This is a genomic window from Burkholderia reimsis, from assembly GCF_003294055.1.
Taxonomy (GTDB): domain Bacteria; phylum Pseudomonadota; class Gammaproteobacteria; order Burkholderiales; family Burkholderiaceae; genus Burkholderia; species Burkholderia cepacia.
On sequence record NZ_QMFZ01000003.1, the window covers coordinates 32572 to 49284 of the forward strand.

The following is a 16713-nucleotide window of genomic DNA, read 5'->3' on the forward strand; positions in this document are numbered from 1 at the left end:
TGCGCGATCAGCGCTCGAGCAGGTGCAGTTTGTCCTGCACGTCCTTCCACTCGTCCGCGTCGGCCGGTGCCGGCTTGGTCTTCGTGATCGACGGCCAGTCCTTTGCCAGCTCGGCGTTCAGCGCGGTGAACTGCTGCTGGTCGCCCGGAACGTCTTCTTCGGCATAGATCGCATTGGTCGGGCACTCGGCGACGCACACGGCGCAGTCGATGCACTCGTCCGGATCGATGGCGAGAAAGTTGGGACCTTCACGGAAGCAATCCACCGGGCACACATCCACGCAGTCCGTGTATTTGCACTTGATGCAGCCTTCGGTCACAACGTGAGTCATTAAAACGCTCCTGCTTGGCGGTATATATGGGGTGGCGTTTGCGCCAAAACCGGCATTGTAACTGAAGCGCAAAACCCGCATGGCGTGGTCGGCTATCCGGCTTATATCGTTTCGTGATTAGTTTATGGCGGCCCGCAGAAGGGACTCGCCGACGGGGTGCGTGCACTGTACGGCGGCGCAGCCGGGGAGGGCGGCAGGCGGTTTCGCGATGGTCGGGCCCGCATTCGGGTAACATGGCCGGCAGACCGGGCGGCGCGCGGTGCGCCGGGGCCCTGTCACGATACTGGCGGTGCCGTAATCATGATCATCACTTCGCTGCTCGACACGGATCTCTACAAGTTCACGATGATGCAGGTCGTCCTGCATCACTTTCCTGCCGCAAACGTCGAGTACCGCTTCCGGTGCCGTACGCCCGGCGTCGATCTCGTGCCGTACATCGACGAGATCCGCGACGAGGTGCGCGGCCTGTGTTCGCTGCGCTTCACCGACGTCGAACTCGACTACCTGCGGCGCATGCGCTTCATCAAGAGCGATTTCGTCGACTTCCTCGCGCTGTTCCACCTCAACGAGAAGTACATCTCGATCACGCCGTCGCCGAAGGGCAACGGCGAGATCGACATCGTGATCGAGGGGCCGTGGCTGCACACGATCCTGTTCGAGATCCCGGTGCTCGCGATCGTCAACGAAGTCTATTTCCGCAACACGCAGCGCGAGCCCGACTATCGCGAAGGTCGCGAGCGGCTGTGCGAGAAGATCAAGCTGCTCGGCGCGAAGCCCGAGTTCGCCGACTGCAAGATCGCCGACTACGGCACGCGCCGGCGCTTCTCGAAGGTGTGGCACGAGGAAGTCGCCCTCACGCTGCGCGACGGGCTCGGCCCGCAGTTCGCCGGCACGAGCAACGTGCTGTACGCGATGAAGCACGGCATCACGCCGCTCGGCACGATGGCGCACGAGTATCTGCAGGCGTGCCAGGCGCTCGGCCCGCGGCTGCGCGATTCGCAGATCTACGGCTTCGAGATGTGGGCGAAGGAGTATCGCGGCGACCTCGGGATCGCGCTGTCGGACGTCTACGGGATGGACGCGTTCCTGAATGACTTCGACATGTACTTCTGCAAGCTGTTCGACGGCGCGCGCCACGATTCGGGCGATCCGTTCGAGTGGGGCGAGCGCATGCTGCGCCACTACGAGGCGAACCGCTGCGACCCGCGCACCAAGGTGCTCGTGTTCTCGGATGCGCTCGACATCCCGAAGGTCATGCAGTTGTACGAACGGTTCCGCGGCCGCTGCAAGCTCGCATTCGGCGTCGGCACCAACCTCACGAACGACCTCGGCTACGTGCCGCTGCAGATCGTGATCAAGATGGTTCGCTGCAACGGGCAGCCGGTCGCGAAACTGTCGGATACGCCGGGCAAGAGCATGTGCGACGACAAGGCGTATCTCGCGTACCTGCGCCAGGTGTTCGGCATCGCGCAGCCGGTCGAGGAAGACGCGTCGAAGTAAGCGTCGGCCGAACGGCCAAAACTGCGTCGCGGCGGGGCCGGCCGGTATAATCCGACGGTATCGCCCGCCAACGTCACGAGGACCGTTCATGGACACTTCCGCTGCCCGTCGCCAGATCCTCGCGCGCATTCGCGCGGCGCAGGGGCGTGCGGCCGAACCCGATGCGGCCGAGCGCGACGGCGTTGCCGACTATCTCGCCCGTCATCCGGAGGGCCCGCGCCCGCCGGCGCCGGCCGACCTCGTCGCGGCGTTCGTCGACGAAGCGGCCCGTTTGTCGACGACGGTCGACGAAGTCGCGGCGCTTGCCGATGTGCCGGCCGCCGCAGCCCGCTACCTGTCCGCTCACGGACTGCCGACGCAGGCCGTCGCATGGCGCACGCTGGCCGATTTCGACTGGGCGGGCGCAGGCCTGTCGGTCGAATGCCGCAAGCCGCGCGACGGCGATCTGGTCGGCCTTACCGGCTGTTTTTGCGCGACCGCCGAAACGGGCTCGCTGGTGCTGCTGTCCGGCCCCGACACCTACGCGTCGGCGGGCCTGCTGCCGGAAACGCACATCGCGATCGTTCCCGCGTCGCGGATCGTCGCCGGTCATGAGGACGCCTTTGCGCTGATCCGCGCGGAGCGCGGCGAATTGCCGCGCGCGGTCAATTTCGTGTCGGGCCCGTCGCGCACGGGCGATATCGAGCAGACCATCGTACTGGGCGCGCACGGCCCGTACCGCGTTCACGTGATCGTCGTACGGGGCGCATGACGCGCCCGCCGCATCCACCACCATTCGAACAAGGAAGTTCTGCATGAAACGACATGCCGCCTGGGCGGGCATGGCGTCGGGGATCGCGCTTGGCGCCGTTCCCGCGCTTGCATCGGCCGCAACGCTCGACGGTGCCTCGCTGTCTGCCCTCTGGGGCATTCCGTTCGCCGGAATCCTGCTGTCCATCGCACTGTTCCCGCTCGTCGCCCCCGTCTTCTGGCATCACCATTTCGGCAAGATTGCGGCCGCGTGGGCGGTCGTGTTCCTGATCCCGTTCGGATTCGCGTTCGGCGCGGGCACCGCGTTCGGCACGCTCGTGCATGCGCTGCTCGAGGAATACATTCCGTTCATCGTGTTGCTCACCGCGCTCTATACGGTCGCGGGCGGCATCTGCGTGAACGGCAATCTGCATGGATCGCCGAAGCTCAATACCGCGATCCTCGCGCTCGGTACGCTGCTCGCGAGCGTGATGGGCACGACGGGCGCCGCGATGCTGCTGATCCGGCCGCTGCTGCGCGCCAACGATAACCGCAAGCATGTCGTGCACGTCGTGATCTTCTTCGTCTTCCTCGTCGCGAACGCGGGCGGCTCGCTGTCGCCGCTCGGCGATCCGCCGCTGTTTCTCGGTTTCCTGAACGGCGTGAGCTTCTTCTGGACGACCACGCACCTCGCACTGCCGATGCTGTTCATCTGCGCGGTGCTGCTGACGCTGTTCTTCGTGCTCGATACGTATTTCTACCGGAAGGGCGGCGAGGAGCGGCCGGCCGTGCTCGACCCGACGCCGGACGGCGCGGCGCTGTCGATCGACGGGAAGATCAACTTCGTGCTGCTCGCGGCCGTGGTTGCGCTCGTGCTGATGAGCGGCATCTGGAAGCCGGGCATCGCGTTCGACGTATGGGGCACGCACGTCGCGCTGCAGAATCTCGTGCGCGACGTCGCGCTCGTGGGCGTGACGCTCGCGTCGCTCGCGCTGACGCCGCGTTCCGCGCGCGAGGGCAACGCGTTCAACTGGGCGCCGATCGAGGAAGTCGCGAAGCTGTTCGCGGGGATCTTCGTGACGATCGCGCCGGTGATCGTGATCCTGCGCGCCGGCGCCGACGGCGCGTTCGCGCAGATCGTCCACCTCGTCACGGGGCCGGACGGCAAGCCGATCGACGCGATGTACTTCTGGGCGACGGGCATCCTGTCGTCGTTCCTCGACAACGCGCCGACCTATCTCGTGTTCTTCAACCTCGCGGGCGGCGATGCCCAGTCGTTGATGACGACGGGCGCGTCGACGCTCGCCGCGATTTCCGCAGGTGCGGTGTTCATGGGCGCGAACAGCTATATCGGCAACGCACCCAACTTCATGGTGAAGGCGATCGCCGAATCGCGCGGCGTGAAGATGCCGAGCTTCTTCGCGTATCTCGGCTGGGCGCTGGTCGTACTGATACCGGTATTCCTGCTGACGTCGTGGCTTTTCTTCACGGCGTAAGCTGACGATTTTCAACCTTGAGCGGGCGGTCCCGGCGGCGCACGGCGCGCTTCGATCCTCCCGCGGCATGCGGAGATGGCGATGCAGAAGATCCTGGTCGCGCGTCCGATCTTTCCGGACGTGATCGAGCGGCTCAAGCAATATTTCGACGTCGACTGGAACAACGGCGACGCACTCGCGCCCGGCGCGCTCGCCGCGCGTCTGGCCGACAAGGACGGCGCGTTGACGGCCGGCGATCCGGTCGGCGCGGCCGAGCTCGCCGCGGCGCCGCGCCTGCGCGTCGTGGCGAACATGGCGGTCGGCTACAACAACTTCGACATGGCTGCGTTCAACGTGGCGAACGTGCTCGGCACCAACACGCCCGACGTGCTGAACGAGTCCACCGCCGATTTCGGCTGGGCGCTGATGATGGCCGCCGCTCGCCGGATCGCCGAATCCGAGCACTGGCTGCGCGCCGGCCACTGGCAGAAGTGGGCTTACGACGGGTTCCTCGGCAGCGACATCTACGGCTCCACGCTCGGCGTGATCGGAATGGGGCGCATCGGCCAGGCGCTCGCGCGCCGTGCGCGCGGCTTCGGGATGCAGGTGATCTATCACAACCGGTCGCGTGTCGCGCCCGAGATCGAGGCCGAGCTGAACGCCGAATACGTATCGAAGGATGCGCTGCTCGCGCGCGCCGATCACGTCGTGCTCGTGCTGCCGTACACGCAGGAAAACCACCATACGATCGGCGCGGCCGAACTCGCGAAGATGAAGCCCACCGCGACGCTGACCAACATCGCGCGCGGCGGGATCGTCGACGACGCGGCGCTGGCCGTCGCGCTGCGCGACGGGACGATCGCCGCCGCCGGCCTCGACGTGTACGAAGGCGAGCCGACGGTGCATCCGGCGCTGCTCGAGGTGCCGAACGTCGTGCTGACGCCGCATATCGCGAGCGCGACAGAAAAAACGCGCCGCGCGATGGCGAACCTCGCCGCCGACAACCTGATCGCCGCGCTGGGCGAGGGGCCGCGCGCGGGGCGGCCGCCGAATCCGATCAACCCTGACGTGATCGGGAAGCCGCGCGCATGACGATGACGTTGTTGCTTGCGGCGGTCGTCGTGCTGGCCGTCGCGCTCGCGGTGGCGATCGTCGCGCTCATGCGTGGCGCTGGCCGTCACGACGATGCGGCGGTACTGGGCGACCAGATCGAGGACGCCGCGCACGCGCAGGCGCGCGCGGTCGAGCGGCTCGAACGCGAATTGCGCGGCGAGATCGTCGAGAACGCGCGCGGCTCGCGCACCGAGCTGGCCGGCAGTTTTGCGCAGCTTCAGCAGACGCTCGCCGCGCAGCTGACGAGCGTGGCGACCGTCCAGAACAACCAGGTCGAAGGCTTCGCCCAGCAGCTCGGCAAGCTCGTCGCCGGCAACGCGCAGCAGTTCGACGCGATGCGCGAGAGTTTGCAGCGTCAGGCACAGCAGGCGCGCGAGGAGCAGACGGGTGCGCTCAGGCTGTTCGGCGACACGTTGAACCGGCAGCTCACGCAGCTGACCGAGGCGAACGATCGCCGGATCGGCGAAGTGCGCGCGACGCTCGAACAGCGGCTGAAGGAAATCGAGACGAACAACGCGGCGAAGCTCGAGGAGATGCGCCGCACCGTCGACGAGAAACTGCACGCGACGCTCGAGCAGCGGCTCGGCGAATCGTTCAAGCTCGTGTCGGACCGGCTCGAGCAGGTGCATCGCGGGCTCGGCGAGATGCAGACGCTCGCGGCGGGCGTCGGCGATCTGAAGAAAGTGCTGACCAACGTGAAGACGCGCGGCACCTGGGGCGAAGTGCAGCTCGAGGCGCTGCTCGAGCAGATGCTGACGCCCGAGCAGTACGCGAAGAACGTCGCGACGGTGCCGAAGAGCAGCGAGCGCGTCGAGTTCGCGATCCGGCTGCCGGGGCGCGATGCCGGTACGCGCGATGCGCCGCCCGTGTGGCTGCCGATCGACGCGAAATTCCCGCGCGAGGATTACGAGCGGCTGATCGACGCGCAGGAGCGCGCCGATGCGGCGGCGGTCGAGGAAGCGGCCCGCGCGCTCGAAGCGCGTGTGCGGCTCGAGGCGCGCACGATCGCCGAGAAGTACGTCGCGCCGCCGCATACGACCGATTTCGCGCTGTTGTTCCTGCCGACCGAAGGGCTCTATGCGGAGATCCTGCGCCGCCCGGGGCTGACCGACCTGCTGCAGCGCGACTATCGCGTGACGGTGGCCGGCCCGACGACGCTCACCGCACTGTTGAACAGCCTGCAGATGGGTTTCCGCACGCTCGCGATCGAGCAGCGGTCGAGCGAGGTGTGGCAGGTGCTCGGCGCGGTAAAAACGGAATTCGGCAAGTTCGGCGACGTGCTCGCGCGCACGAAGGCGCAGCTCGAAACGGTCACGCGCTCGATCGAGTCCGCCGAGCAGCGTACGCGCGTGATGAACCGCAAGCTGAAGCAGGTCGAGGCGCTGCCGGGCGACGCGGCGGCCGGGCTGCTCGGTGCGGAAGGTAGCGACGGTGCCGATGCGGACGACGCGTGACGCGCGTTGCCGATACCGGCCGGAACGAAAACGGGCGCCGCGGCGCCCGTTTTTTCATGCAGCGATTGCCGGTGCGGCCGCGATGCGCTCAATGCCCGGCGAGCGCGTCCAGCGCGTCGCCCGTCACGCGAACGATGCGCCAGTCGGGCAGCACGGTGGCGCCCATCTTCTCGTAGAAATCGATCGCAGGCTGGTTCCAGTCGAGAACCGACCATTCGAAGCGCCCGCAACGGCGCTCGACGGCCAGGGCCGCGAGGTGACGCAGCATCGCGGTGCCGAGGCCCGTGCCGCGTTGCGACGGCTGCACGTACAGATCCTCGAGATAGAGGCCACGACGGCCGAGGAACGTCGAGTAATTGTGGAAGAACAGCGCATACGCGACGATCGCGCCGTCGTGTTCGGCCACCCGTGCTTCGGCGGCAGGCCGCGCGCCGAACAGCGCGTCGGCGAGATCGGCCTCGGTCGCGACGAACAGATGCGTGAGCTTCTCGAATTCGGCGAGCTCGCGCATCAGCGCGAGGATCGCACCGACGTCGCTCGCTTGCGCCGCACGGATCAGCGGTGTGCCGCTCACGCTTCCTCCGGCGGATCGGACAGCACGATCTCGATGCCGCCGAAGCGCGATGCGACCCAGTTGTACGCGTGGCACGCGATCCACAGCAACACGAAGCCGAGGATGGCGTTCAGCAGCAGCGCGCTCAGGATCGTGCTCAGTTCGACCATCCCGTAACGAACGTAGGCGACGAGAATGCCGAGCAGCACGATCGGCACGCTGAACGTCAGGTAGACGAGGATCAGCGCCTTGGCGGTCTGCCCCGCGGCGATCGACGAAATTTGTTTCTTCATGTGCGGATTGCCCCCGTAGAGATATACCGATAGTGGAATTCAGATCAGGCCGTCGAACGGCAGGATGTCGACCGGGGTGCCCGCGTCGACTGCCGCGGTATCGTGGCCCAGGACGATGAAACAGTTGGCGGCCGAGAGGCCGCTCAGCGACGCGGAACTCTGCGAGCCGGCAGGTGCGACGTGCCAGCGGCCGTCGGCGGCGCGTGTCGCGATGCCGCGCAGGTAGTCGGTGCGGCCCGGGCGCTTCTTCAGCGCATGCGTGCTGAGTGCCGTATGCATCGCCGGCGGCTGGGCCTGCGCGCCGGCCAGCGTCAGCAGTGCGGGGCGCACGATCGCGTAGAACGTCACGGCGGACGCGACCGGATTGCCGGGCAGGCCGAAGAACAGCGCGTGACCGGCGCCACCGGGCGCGCGCGCGAGCGTGCCGCACGCGAGCGGCCGGCCGGGACGCAGCGCAAGGCTGGCGAATGTCACGTCGCCGAGCCGTGCCATCACGTCGCGCGTGAAATCGGCTTCGCCGACCGATACGCCGCCGGACGTGATCACCGCGTCGGCGTGCGCGGCGACGGCGTCGCGCAATGCGGCTTCGAGCGTGGCCGGGTCGTCGCGGACGATCCCGAGGTCGATTGCGTCGACATGCAGTCGTTCGAGCATCGCGATCAGCATCCCGCGATTGCTGTCGTACAGTGCGCCGGGGCCGAGCGGCTCGCCGGGCTCGCGCAGTTCGTCGCCGGTGGAGAACACGGCGACGCGCACGCGCCGGCGGACCGTGACCTCGGTGATGCCGAACGACGCGAGCAGGCCGAGATCGGACGGTCGCAGGATGCGGCCCGCGGCGAGCGCGCAGGCGCCGCGCGCGAGATCCTCGCCGGCCTTGCGGCAGTTCGCGCCGCGCGCGATGTCATGCGCGACGAAGCGGATCGTGTCGCCGTCGGCGCGCACGCGTTCCTGCGGAATCACCGTGTCGCATCCGGCCGGCATCGGCGCGCCCGTCATGATGCGCACGCATGATCCGGTCGCCACGGTGCCGTCGAACGGATGGCCGGCGAGCGCGGTGCCGGCGACCGTCAGCGCGACATCCGCTTGCGGCGCCGCGTGCGTGCCGGTGCTGCCGTCGAACGCGTAGCCGTCCATCGCCGAGTTGTCGTAGGCGGGAATGTCGAACGGTGCGTTCACGTCGGCCGCGAGCACGCGGTCGAGCGCATCGCGCAGCGCCACCGTCTCGCACGCCGCGACGGGCACCGCAAAGCGGCACGCGAGTGCCTGCGCGTCGGCGAGCGACAGCGGGGCATCGGAATCGGGGGCGCTTCGGGAGGCGGGCGAGGATTGCGTGATCATCAGTCGGACTGCGCCGCAAGGCGTATCGGGTTCGTGGCCGGTGGCGCGAGGAGGGTGCCTGGGCGCGGGTTTCGCGTGCGGCGGGCGGGAACCGCGCGAGTGCCGTCAGCGGCGGGCCAGCGCGGCGAGTTCCTGCCAGGAGTTGGCATTGTAAAACGCACGCTCGTCGTGAAACTCGACTTCGACCGTCTTGTGGCGTGCGTACCACGCACGCACCTTGCGGTCGCCGGCCGCGAGCCGGGCGGCGAGATCGTCGGCCAGCGACGTGCGCAGCAGCGCAAACGTCGGCTGCGGCGAGCGCGCCTGCTGCGCGTCGACGGTCACCGCCATGGCGATGTCGGCCTGCTGCGCGTCGAGCGCTGCGTGCAGCCGTGCGACGAGGTCGGCGGGCAGGTAGGGCGTATCGCATGGCGAACACGCGACGAGCGGCGCGCGTGCCGCCCGCATGCCGGCGAGCAGGCCCGCGAGCGGACCGGGGAAGTCGGGCGTTTCGTCCGCGACGATGCGCGCGTCGAACGGCGCACCGAGTTCGGCATAACGATCGGCATGGCGATTCGCGCTGATCAGCGTTTCGTCGACCTGTGGCGAGAGACGGCGCAGCACGTGCAGCGCGAGCGGCGTGCCGTCGAGCAACTGCAGGCCCTTGTCGACGCCGTCCATGCGTGTGGCCCGCCCGCCTGCGAGCAGCAGGCCGGCGATCGAGGGAGAGGTGGAAGCGGGCATCGCGAGAAGGCGGAAGGGCAGCGTGCGTCAGCCGCCGATATACGACATCTCGACGCGCTTGCCGGCGCCGTCGGGCACGGTGTCGGCAGACGCGCTGCCGCGCAGCTGCGAATAACGGTCGGTGCGAGCCTGCCAGATGCGGGCGATCGCGGTCGCGATCTCGGCGTCGCTCGCGCCGCCGCGCACGAGTGCGCGCAGGTCGTGGCCCGTCGACGCGAACAGGCACAGGTACAGCTTGCCTTCGGTCGACAGTCGCGCGCGTGTGCAGTCGCCGCAGAAGGCCTGCGTGACGCTCGAAATCACGCCGAGCTCGCCGCTGCCGTCCGCATAGCCCCAGCGCTGCGCGGTTTCTGCCGCCGTGTGCGGCTCGAGCGGCACGAGCGGGAAGTGTTCGGCGATGCGTGCGATGACGTCCGCCGACGGCAGCACCTCGGTCATGTTCCAGCCGTTCGACGTACCGACGTCCATGTATTCGATGAAGCGCAGGATCACGCCGGTACCGCGTAAACGCTCCGCCATCGGCAGGATCTCGCTGTCGTTGGTGCCGCGCTTCACGACCATGTTGACCTTGACCGGCGCGAGGCCCGCGGCCTGGGCGGCGAAGATGCCGTCGAGCACGTCGGCGCTTGCGAACTCGGCATCGTTCATGCGCTTGAACAGCGTATCGTCGAGCGCGTCGAGGCTGACCGTCACGCGCGTGAGCCCGGCGTCCTTCAGCGCGCGCGCCTTGCGGGCGAGCAGCGAACCGTTGGTCGTGAGCGTCAGGTCGAGCGGGCGGCCGTCATGCGTGGTCAGGCGTGCGAGGCGCTCGATCAGGAATTCGAGATTCTTGCGCAGCAGCGGCTCGCCGCCCGTGATGCGGATCTTCTCGACGCCGTGTGCGACAAAGAGTCGCGCTACGCGTTCGATTTCCTCGTGCGTGAGCAGCGCGCTGTGCGGCAGGAACGGGTAGTCCTTGTCGAAGACGGCGCGCGGCATGCAGTACACGCAGCGGAAGTTGCAGCGATCCGTCACCGAAATGCGCAGGTCGCGCAGCGGCCTGGCGAGCGTGTCGGCCAGCGTGCCGTCCGGGGCGTGCGCGACGCCGGAGACGTCTGGCATCCCGCTGACGTCGGCGAGAGGAATGATGCGTCGGGACATGTTGAAAGAAGTGCGAACCAGACCTCTATTTTAGCCGCAAGCGGCGGGCCGGTCCGGTGGGCGGAAACCCGCAGCGCGGACGTGAAAAAGCCCGCCGGAGGCGGGCTTTTCCTGGTCGGGCGATGTGCCGGTCAGTGATGCGTCGTTTCGACCTGCTGCATCGGGGCCGTATCGACCGGCGGCAGTACCTTGCGTTCGCGCGGCACGCGAGCCGGGCGCGGGAGTCGCGACGCGGCTTCCTGCGCGGCGGCGAACTTGTCGGCGTCCGTGTTCACCCAGACGAGACCGGCCTGCTCCAGCACGACATCCAGGCTCGCCGAAGCGGGCGCGGCTGCCGGTTGTGCGGAAACCGGTGCCGGTGCCGCTGCTGCGACGGCCTCGACCGGCGCAGCTTCGACCGGTGCCGGCTCGACAGCCGCCGGAGCAGCTTCGATCGCCACGGCCGGCGCGGCTTGCTCGACGGGCGCGGACTGCGGTGCTTCGACCGCGGCAGGCGCTGCCGGCACTTCGAACGCGTCCGTCGGCGAAACCGCGACCGGAGCCGGACCGGCTTCCGTTTCGACGGCCGGTGCGACCGGAGCCGGTTCTGCCGCGGGGGCAACAACCGCCGGTTCGACCGGAGCCGCTTCGACGTGTACCGGTGCCGGCTGCGGCTCGACAGCGGCCGGCGCGACCGGTTCGGCGTGGTGCTCGACCGCTGCTTCGGCGACGACGGCGCCTGCCGCAGCCGCGGCCACGACGACTGCCGGTGCGGCCGTGTGGGCCGGTTCGGCAGCGGCCGGTGCTTCCGGCGTCACGGCTTGTACGGCGGCTTCGCCATCTGCGCCTTGCTCGGCGTGGTCGACGACTGCGCCGTCTTCCTCGCGCTCGCGGCGACCGCCGCGGCGGCCGCGACGGCGACGGCGACGTTCCTCGCCATCACGCGCGCCGGCTTCCGCGTCGGCTGCCAGCTCGGCGCCGGGCAGGGCCTCGGCGGCGGCCTTGTCGGCTTCCGGTTCCGGATGGGTTTCGCCACGGTTGACCGTTTCGAGCGTAGCCGCATGCTGGGTCGGCTTGCGGCGCTCGCCGCGCTCGCGACGTTCCTGGCGCTCGCCACGGCCGGCGGCTTCGACGCCTTCCGGCTGCTCGGCACGCTCGCGCGGTTCGCGGTTCTCGCGCGGTTCGCGGCTTTCACGCGGCTCGCGGCCTTCGCGCGGGCCACGGCCCTCGCGACCTTCGCGACCCTCACGGCCTTCGCGGATCTCGCGACCTTCACGCGGCTCACGGCCCTCGCGCGGTTCGCGGTTCTCGCGCGGCTCACGTGCTTCACGCACTTCCTTGCCTTCGCGCTCCTGGCGTTGCTGCTGGCCGCGGCCTGCCGCAGCCTGGTCGCGTCCGCCTTGTGCCTGCTGGGCGCCGCCGCGACGGTTGCGGTTGCGATCGCCGCCGCGTTCGCCGCGTTGCTCGGACTTCTCGGCGCGTTCGCCGCGAGCCGGACGGGCTGCCTGCTCCTTCGCCGGTGCCGGGGCAACCGGTGCGGGCGCCGGAGCCGGCGCCACGCCGAACAGGCCCTTCAGCCAGCCGATGAAACCGCCGCTTGCCGGCGCGACGGGCGCGGGCGCGGCAACGGGTTCGACCGGACGCTGCGGTGCCGGGCTCGGCGCCGGACGCTCGGGCGTGATGCCCTTGACCGCGGCTTCCTGCTTCGGCTTCACTTCCGCCGCGCGCTTGCTGTAGCCGGTTTCCGACTCGAGTTCGCGGGCCGCTTCCTCGGCCATCTTCCAGGATGCGCGCGGATCGTCGAGACGTGCGTCGTCGTGGCGCAGGCGCTCGAGCTTGTAGTGCGGCGTATCGAGGTGCTTGTTCGGGATCAGCACGATGCCGACCTTGAAGCGCGACTCGATCTTGTTGATTTCCTGACGCTTTTCGTTGAGCAGGAAGGCGGTCACCTCGACCGGCACCTGGCAGTGGATCGCCGCGGTGTTTTCCTTCATCGCTTCTTCCTGAATGATCCGCAGGACCTGCAGCGCGGACGATTCGGTATCGCGGATGTGGCCGGTGCCGTTACAACGCGGGCAGGTCACGTGGCTGCCTTCCGACAGGGCCGGACGCAGGCGCTGGCGCGACAGTTCCATCAGGCCGAAACGGGAGATCTTGCCCATCTGGACGCGCGCGCGGTCATGCTTGAGCGCGTCTTTCAGGCGCTGCTCGACTTCGCGCTGGCTCTTCGCCGATTCCATGTCGATGAAATCGATCACGATCAGGCCGCCGAGGTCGCGCAGGCGGAGCTGGCGGGCGACTTCGTCGGCCGCTTCGAGGTTCGTGCGGGTCGCCGTTTCCTCGATGTCCGCGCCCTTGGTCGCGCGGGCCGAGTTCACGTCGATCGCGACGAGCGCTTCGGTGTGGTCGATCACGATCGCGCCGCCCGACGGCAGCGGCACCGTACGCGAGTACGCGGTCTCGATCTGGTGCTCGATCTGGAAGCGGGAGAACAGCGGCACGTCGTCGTGGTAGCGCTTCACCTTCGCGACGTTGTCCGGCATCACGATATCCATGAATGCGCGGGCCTGATCGTGGATCTCGTTCGTATCGATCAGGATTTCGCCGATATCGGGCTGGAAATAGTCCCGGATCGCGCGGATCACGAGGCTCGATTCCAGGTAGATCAGCATCGGCTGGCCGGCGTTGCCGCTTTGCGACGCCGCTTCGATCGCGCGCCACAGTTGCAGCAGGTAGTTCAGGTCCCACTGCAGTTCCTCGGCGCTACGGCCGATGCCCGCGGTACGGGCGATCATGCTCATGCCGTCCGGAATCTGCAGTTGCGCCATCGTTTCGCGCAGTTCCTGGCGCTCGTCGCCTTCGATCCGGCGCGACACGCCGCCGCCACGCGGGTTGTTCGGCATCAGCACCAGGTAGCGGCCGGCGAGCGAGATGAAGGTGGTGAGGGCGGCGCCCTTGTTGCCGCGCTCTTCCTTCTCGACCTGGACGATCAGCTCCTGGCCTTCGCGCAGTGCATCCTGGATGCGCGCGGAGCGCATGTCGATGCCTTCCTTGAAGTACTGGCGGGCGACTTCCTTGAACGGCAGGAACCCGTGGCGGTCTTCGCCGTAATTGACGAAGCACGCTTCGAGCGACGGCTCGATGCGGGTGATGACACCTTTGTAGATATTGCCTTTGCGCTGTTCGCGCCCGGCGGTTTCGATGTCGATGTCGATGAGCTTCTGCCCATCGACGATGGCGACGCGCAGCTCCTCCTGCTGCGTCGCATTGAACAGCATGCGTTTCATGAACGGCTCCAGGCGGCTCCGCTGCCGGCGCCTCGCGGTTGTCAGTCGCGAGGGCGGGAACGACGGCAGGCCGCACCTTGTTGTGTTGTCACAAGCACGCTGGAGCGGGAACGATGGCGGGGAGAATTGCCTGAAGAGGCGCTTGGGCCCCGAAAGACGGGGCCGGCGGCCGTAGGGCACCTGCGAATACGGCTTCAAAGCACGGCGTTCACACACCGCACGCTGCAAAAGCGCGCTAAGCCTGTCCGGGCATTGCCACGGGCGCGCGCAATGCGTCGCGCGCGCCGACGGGCGGCAGATGCTGCGGCTTGGGCCGCAGCGGGGAGTATCGAATCCAGCCCGACTTTCCCGCTTGGGGTGTACTTCCCTGGTTTGACGTCGCCAAGTCCCGCACGCTTCGCGGAACCAAATCGGGCGCAACGCCGTAATTTTCGCAACCGGCAGCTTGCGGACGCACTTCGCGCCGTCGGGCTGCCGATCAAATTCTTTTCAACCAACTTTCCGTTACCGCGGCGCCTTGCCGACCGAATCCGCCTGTGGGCGCGATCCTTGCCGACGGGCGGCGCCGTGCGTGCAACTTGCTGCATCTCTTTGATTAGGGGCGAGCAGCGGACCCCCGGCGCAAGTAAAATAGCGGTTTGCGCTTGCGCCTTGCCCGATTCAGCCGGGGCCGGCCGATCAGGCCACCCACAACGTCAGGCTGGGCAAAATTATATTCAGTATGAATGAGTTAGGCAAAATATCCCAGAATTCGGTCGCAAGCGGCCAGGTATCGATGATCGAGATCGACGAAAACTCGGCCGGTCAGCGCATCGACAATTTCCTGTTGCGCGTCTGTAAAGGCGTGCCGAAAAGCCATATTTACCGGATCCTGCGCAGCGGCGAAGTGCGCGTCAACAAGGGCCGGATCGATGCGCAGTACCGCCTCGAACTGGGCGACCTCGTCCGCGTGCCGCCGGTGCGCGTCGCGGCGGCCGACCTCGCGCGCGCCGATACGCCCGTCGTGCCGCCCGCGAATTTCCACGTGCTGTACGAGGACGACGCGATGCTCGTCATCGACAAGCCGGCGGGGGTCGCGGTTCACGGTGGCAGCGGCGTCGCGTTCGGCGTGATCGAGCAGATGCGCCAGGCGCGCCCGCGCGCGAAATTCCTCGAACTGGTGCACCGACTCGACCGCGAGACGTCCGGGATCCTGATGCTCGCGAAGAAGCGCACGGCGCTCGTCGGCCTGCACGAGCAGATTCGCGAGAACCGGATGGACAAGCGCTACTTCGCGTGCGTGCACGGCGAATGGCAGCCCGACTGGGGCCGCCGCCGCGCGGTGAAGGCGCCGCTGTTCAAGTATTCGACCCCGGAAGGCGAGCGCCGCGTGCGGGTGCAGGACGACGGGCTGCCGTCGCATACGGTGTTCAACCTCGTCGACCGCTGGCCGGACTACGCGCTCGTCGAAGCGGAACTCAAAACGGGTCGGACCCATCAGATTCGGGTGCACCTCGCGCATCTCGGCCTGCCGATCGCCGGCGACGCCAAGTATGGCGATTTCGCACTGAACAAGGCGCTGGCGCGCGCGAATGCGCAGCCGTCGCTGAAACGGATGTTCCTGCATGCGCACCGGCTGAAGCTCGCCCACCCGCTGACCGGCGAGGCGCTGCAGTTCGATGCGCCGCTGCCGGACGAATGCCGGCGCTTCCTCGACCAACTCAGCGCATTGCGCGATACCGCCTGAACCTGAACCGCATGGCTCGACAGCAATTTGACCTGATCGTCTTCGACTGGGACGGCACGCTGATGGATTCGACTGCGCACATCGCGCACAGCATCCAGGCCGCATGCCGCGATCTCGGCCTGCCCACGCCGTCCGACGAGGCGTCGCGCTACGTGATCGGCCTCGGCCTGCGCGACGCGCTGCAGATTACCGCTCCGACCCTCGATCCGTCCGACTATTCGCGGCTCGCCGAGCGCTACCGCTATCACTATCTGCTCGACGACCAGCGCATCGAGCTGTTCGCCGGCGTGCGCGAACTGCTCGCCGAGCTGCGCGACACCGGTTATCTGCTCGCCGTGGCAACCGGCAAGGGCCGGGTCGGGTTGAATCGCGTGCTCGACCAGTCGAAGCTGACGAGCCTGTTCGATGCGACGCGCTGCGCGGACGAGACTTTCTCGAAACCCCATCCGGCGATGCTGCACGAGTTGTCCCGGGAACTGGGGCAGGATCTTTCCCGCACCGTGATGATCGGCGACACGACGCACGACCTGCAGATGGCCGCGAGTGCCGGGGCGGCCGGCGTCGGTGTCGCATACGGCGCGCACACGGCCGATGCGCTGGCTGCGCTCACGCCGCGCTTCGTCGCGCCGGACGTCGAGGCGCTGGCCGCGTGGTTGCGGGAGCACGCATGAGCGCGGCGCCGGACGCGATGCGCGTGTGTGCATCGGATGCCCTGGCCGACGGCGGTGCCGGCGTGCGCGTCGACGCGACGCTGCGCGGCGAGCAGGCCGTCGTGTTCTTCGTGCGCTACGAGGGGCGCGCATACGGTTACCTGAACCGCTGCGCGCATGTGCCGATGGAGCTCGACTGGGCCGAAGGCCAGTTCTTCGAATCGTCGGGCCTCTACCTGATGTGCGCGACGCATGGCGCGATCTACGAGCCGAACACCGGCAAGTGCGTCGGCGGCCCGTGCCGCGGCGGCCGGCTGCGGCCGGTCGAGGTCGACGAGCGCGACACGGCCGACGGGCGTGCGGTATTCTGGGTGCCCGACGCCGACCTGCGTCCCGCCGTTTCCGCCACGACCGACTGACGA

Annotated in this window: 15 protein-coding genes; 8 read left to right on the forward strand and 7 right to left on the reverse strand. The window is 68.1% G+C overall.

The window, feature by feature from the left end; genetic code table 11:
• Window positions 1-7 precede the first annotated feature (7 nt).
• The gene (fdxA, locus tag DPV79_RS04915; RefSeq protein ID WP_011351384.1) at window positions 8-331 is read right to left on the reverse strand and encodes a ferredoxin FdxA; all 324 of its coding nucleotides are present in this window, start codon (window positions 329-331) and stop codon (window positions 8-10) included.
• Window positions 332-631: 300 nt separating this feature from the next.
• Between fdxA and pncB the strand changes: the two genes are divergently transcribed.
• From pncB to DPV79_RS04945, 5 genes are all read left to right on the forward strand, one after another.
• Window positions 632-1831, forward strand: a complete 1200-nt coding sequence (gene pncB / locus DPV79_RS04925; RefSeq protein ID WP_059498126.1) for a nicotinate phosphoribosyltransferase — start codon at window positions 632-634, stop codon at window positions 1829-1831.
• Window positions 1832-1919: 88 nt separating this feature from the next.
• Entirely contained in the window at window positions 1920-2582 is a 663-nt protein-coding gene (locus DPV79_RS04930) for a LutC/YkgG family protein (protein ID WP_059498123.1), read from the forward strand.
• 43 nt (window positions 2583-2625) lie between these two features.
• The gene (locus DPV79_RS04935) at window positions 2626-4056 is read left to right on the forward strand and encodes a sodium:proton antiporter (RefSeq protein WP_113044920.1); all 1431 of its coding nucleotides are present in this window, start codon (window positions 2626-2628) and stop codon (window positions 4054-4056) included.
• An 81-nt stretch (window positions 4057-4137) separates the two neighbouring features.
• Entirely contained in the window at window positions 4138-5127 is a 990-nt protein-coding gene (locus DPV79_RS04940; RefSeq protein ID WP_113045047.1) for a 2-hydroxyacid dehydrogenase, read from the forward strand.
• On the forward strand, window positions 5124-6602 hold the full coding sequence (locus DPV79_RS04945; RefSeq protein ID WP_059681822.1) for a DNA recombination protein RmuC: 1479 nt from the start codon (window positions 5124-5126) through the stop codon (window positions 6600-6602). The genes DPV79_RS04940 and DPV79_RS04945 overlap by 4 nt, the downstream gene beginning before the upstream one ends.
• Window positions 6603-6690: 88 nt before the next feature.
• On the opposite strand, the gene DPV79_RS04950 is transcribed toward DPV79_RS04945, so the two are convergent.
• The 6 genes from DPV79_RS04950 to DPV79_RS04975 form a co-directional block, all read right to left on the reverse strand.
• A complete protein-coding gene (locus DPV79_RS04950; RefSeq protein ID WP_113044921.1) occupies window positions 6691-7176 on the reverse strand; it encodes a GNAT family N-acetyltransferase in 486 nt (161 codons plus the stop codon).
• Window positions 7173-7448, reverse strand: a complete 276-nt coding sequence (locus DPV79_RS04955; RefSeq protein ID WP_006401288.1) for a hypothetical protein — start codon at window positions 7446-7448, stop codon at window positions 7173-7175. The genes DPV79_RS04950 and DPV79_RS04955 overlap by 4 nt, the downstream gene beginning before the upstream one ends.
• Window positions 7449-7487: 39 nt before the next feature.
• Entirely contained in the window at window positions 7488-8786 is a 1299-nt protein-coding gene (moeA, locus tag DPV79_RS04960) for a molybdopterin molybdotransferase MoeA (RefSeq protein ID WP_113044922.1), read from the reverse strand.
• Window positions 8787-8891: 105 nt separating this feature from the next.
• The gene (mobA, locus tag DPV79_RS04965) at window positions 8892-9509 is read right to left on the reverse strand and encodes a molybdenum cofactor guanylyltransferase MobA (RefSeq protein WP_048022956.1); all 618 of its coding nucleotides are present in this window, start codon (window positions 9507-9509) and stop codon (window positions 8892-8894) included.
• Between the two features lie 27 nt (window positions 9510-9536).
• Window positions 9537-10649, reverse strand: coding sequence for a GTP 3',8-cyclase MoaA (moaA, locus tag DPV79_RS04970; RefSeq protein ID WP_113044923.1), 1113 nt, complete (start codon window positions 10647-10649; stop codon window positions 9537-9539).
• A 131-nt stretch (window positions 10650-10780) separates the two neighbouring features.
• On the reverse strand, window positions 10781-13915 hold the full coding sequence (locus tag DPV79_RS04975; protein WP_113044924.1) for an Rne/Rng family ribonuclease: 3135 nt from the start codon (window positions 13913-13915) through the stop codon (window positions 10781-10783).
• A 721-nt stretch (window positions 13916-14636) separates the two neighbouring features.
• Here DPV79_RS04975 and DPV79_RS04985 point away from each other — a divergent pair.
• Genes DPV79_RS04985 through DPV79_RS04995 form a run of 3 tightly spaced genes read left to right on the forward strand, consistent with a single transcriptional unit; the run spans window position 14637 to window position 16710 of the window.
• The gene (locus tag DPV79_RS04985) at window positions 14637-15641 is read left to right on the forward strand and encodes an RluA family pseudouridine synthase (RefSeq protein ID WP_059589887.1); all 1005 of its coding nucleotides are present in this window, start codon (window positions 14637-14639) and stop codon (window positions 15639-15641) included.
• An 11-nt stretch (window positions 15642-15652) separates the two neighbouring features.
• Window positions 15653-16312 (forward strand): HAD-IA family hydrolase, encoded by a 660-nt coding sequence (locus DPV79_RS04990; RefSeq protein WP_027788016.1) that lies wholly within the window; start codon window positions 15653-15655, stop codon window positions 16310-16312.
• Window positions 16309-16710, forward strand: coding sequence for a Rieske (2Fe-2S) protein (locus DPV79_RS04995; protein WP_021159704.1), 402 nt, complete (start codon window positions 16309-16311; stop codon window positions 16708-16710). Before DPV79_RS04990 ends, DPV79_RS04995 begins: the two co-directional genes overlap by 4 nt.
• Window positions 16711-16713: the final 3 nt, after the last annotated feature.

Excerpts from the sequence above, each read along its gene's own strand:
- DPV79_RS04955 (WP_006401288.1), bottom strand. The coding sequence starts at position 7,448 with ATGAAGAAACAAATTTCGTCGATCGCCGCGGGGCAGACCGCCAAGGCG.
- fdxA (WP_011351384.1), bottom strand. The coding sequence starts at position 331 with ATGACTCACGTTGTGACCGAAGGCTGCATCAAGTGCAAATACACGGAC.
- mobA (WP_048022956.1), bottom strand. The coding sequence starts at position 9,509 with ATGCCCGCTTCCACCTCTCCCTCGATCGCCGGCCTGCTGCTCGCAGGC.
- pncB (WP_059498126.1), top strand. The coding sequence starts at position 632 with ATGATCATCACTTCGCTGCTCGACACGGATCTCTACAAGTTCACGATG.
- DPV79_RS04990 (WP_027788016.1), top strand. The coding sequence starts at position 15,653 with ATGGCTCGACAGCAATTTGACCTGATCGTCTTCGACTGGGACGGCACG.
- DPV79_RS04930 (WP_059498123.1), top strand. The coding sequence starts at position 1,920 with ATGGACACTTCCGCTGCCCGTCGCCAGATCCTCGCGCGCATTCGCGCG.
- moeA (WP_113044922.1), bottom strand. The coding sequence starts at position 8,786 with ATGATCACGCAATCCTCGCCCGCCTCCCGAAGCGCCCCCGATTCCGAT.
- DPV79_RS04935 (WP_113044920.1), top strand. The coding sequence starts at position 2,626 with ATGAAACGACATGCCGCCTGGGCGGGCATGGCGTCGGGGATCGCGCTT.
- DPV79_RS04995 (WP_021159704.1), top strand. The coding sequence starts at position 16,309 with ATGAGCGCGGCGCCGGACGCGATGCGCGTGTGTGCATCGGATGCCCTG.
- DPV79_RS04975 (WP_113044924.1), bottom strand. The coding sequence starts at position 13,915 with ATGAAACGCATGCTGTTCAATGCGACGCAGCAGGAGGAGCTGCGCGTC.
- DPV79_RS04940 (WP_113045047.1), top strand. The coding sequence starts at position 4,138 with ATGCAGAAGATCCTGGTCGCGCGTCCGATCTTTCCGGACGTGATCGAG.
- DPV79_RS04945 (WP_059681822.1), top strand. The coding sequence starts at position 5,124 with ATGACGATGACGTTGTTGCTTGCGGCGGTCGTCGTGCTGGCCGTCGCG.
- DPV79_RS04985 (WP_059589887.1), top strand. The coding sequence starts at position 14,637 with ATGAATGAGTTAGGCAAAATATCCCAGAATTCGGTCGCAAGCGGCCAG.
- moaA (WP_113044923.1), bottom strand. The coding sequence starts at position 10,649 with ATGTCCCGACGCATCATTCCTCTCGCCGACGTCAGCGGGATGCCAGAC.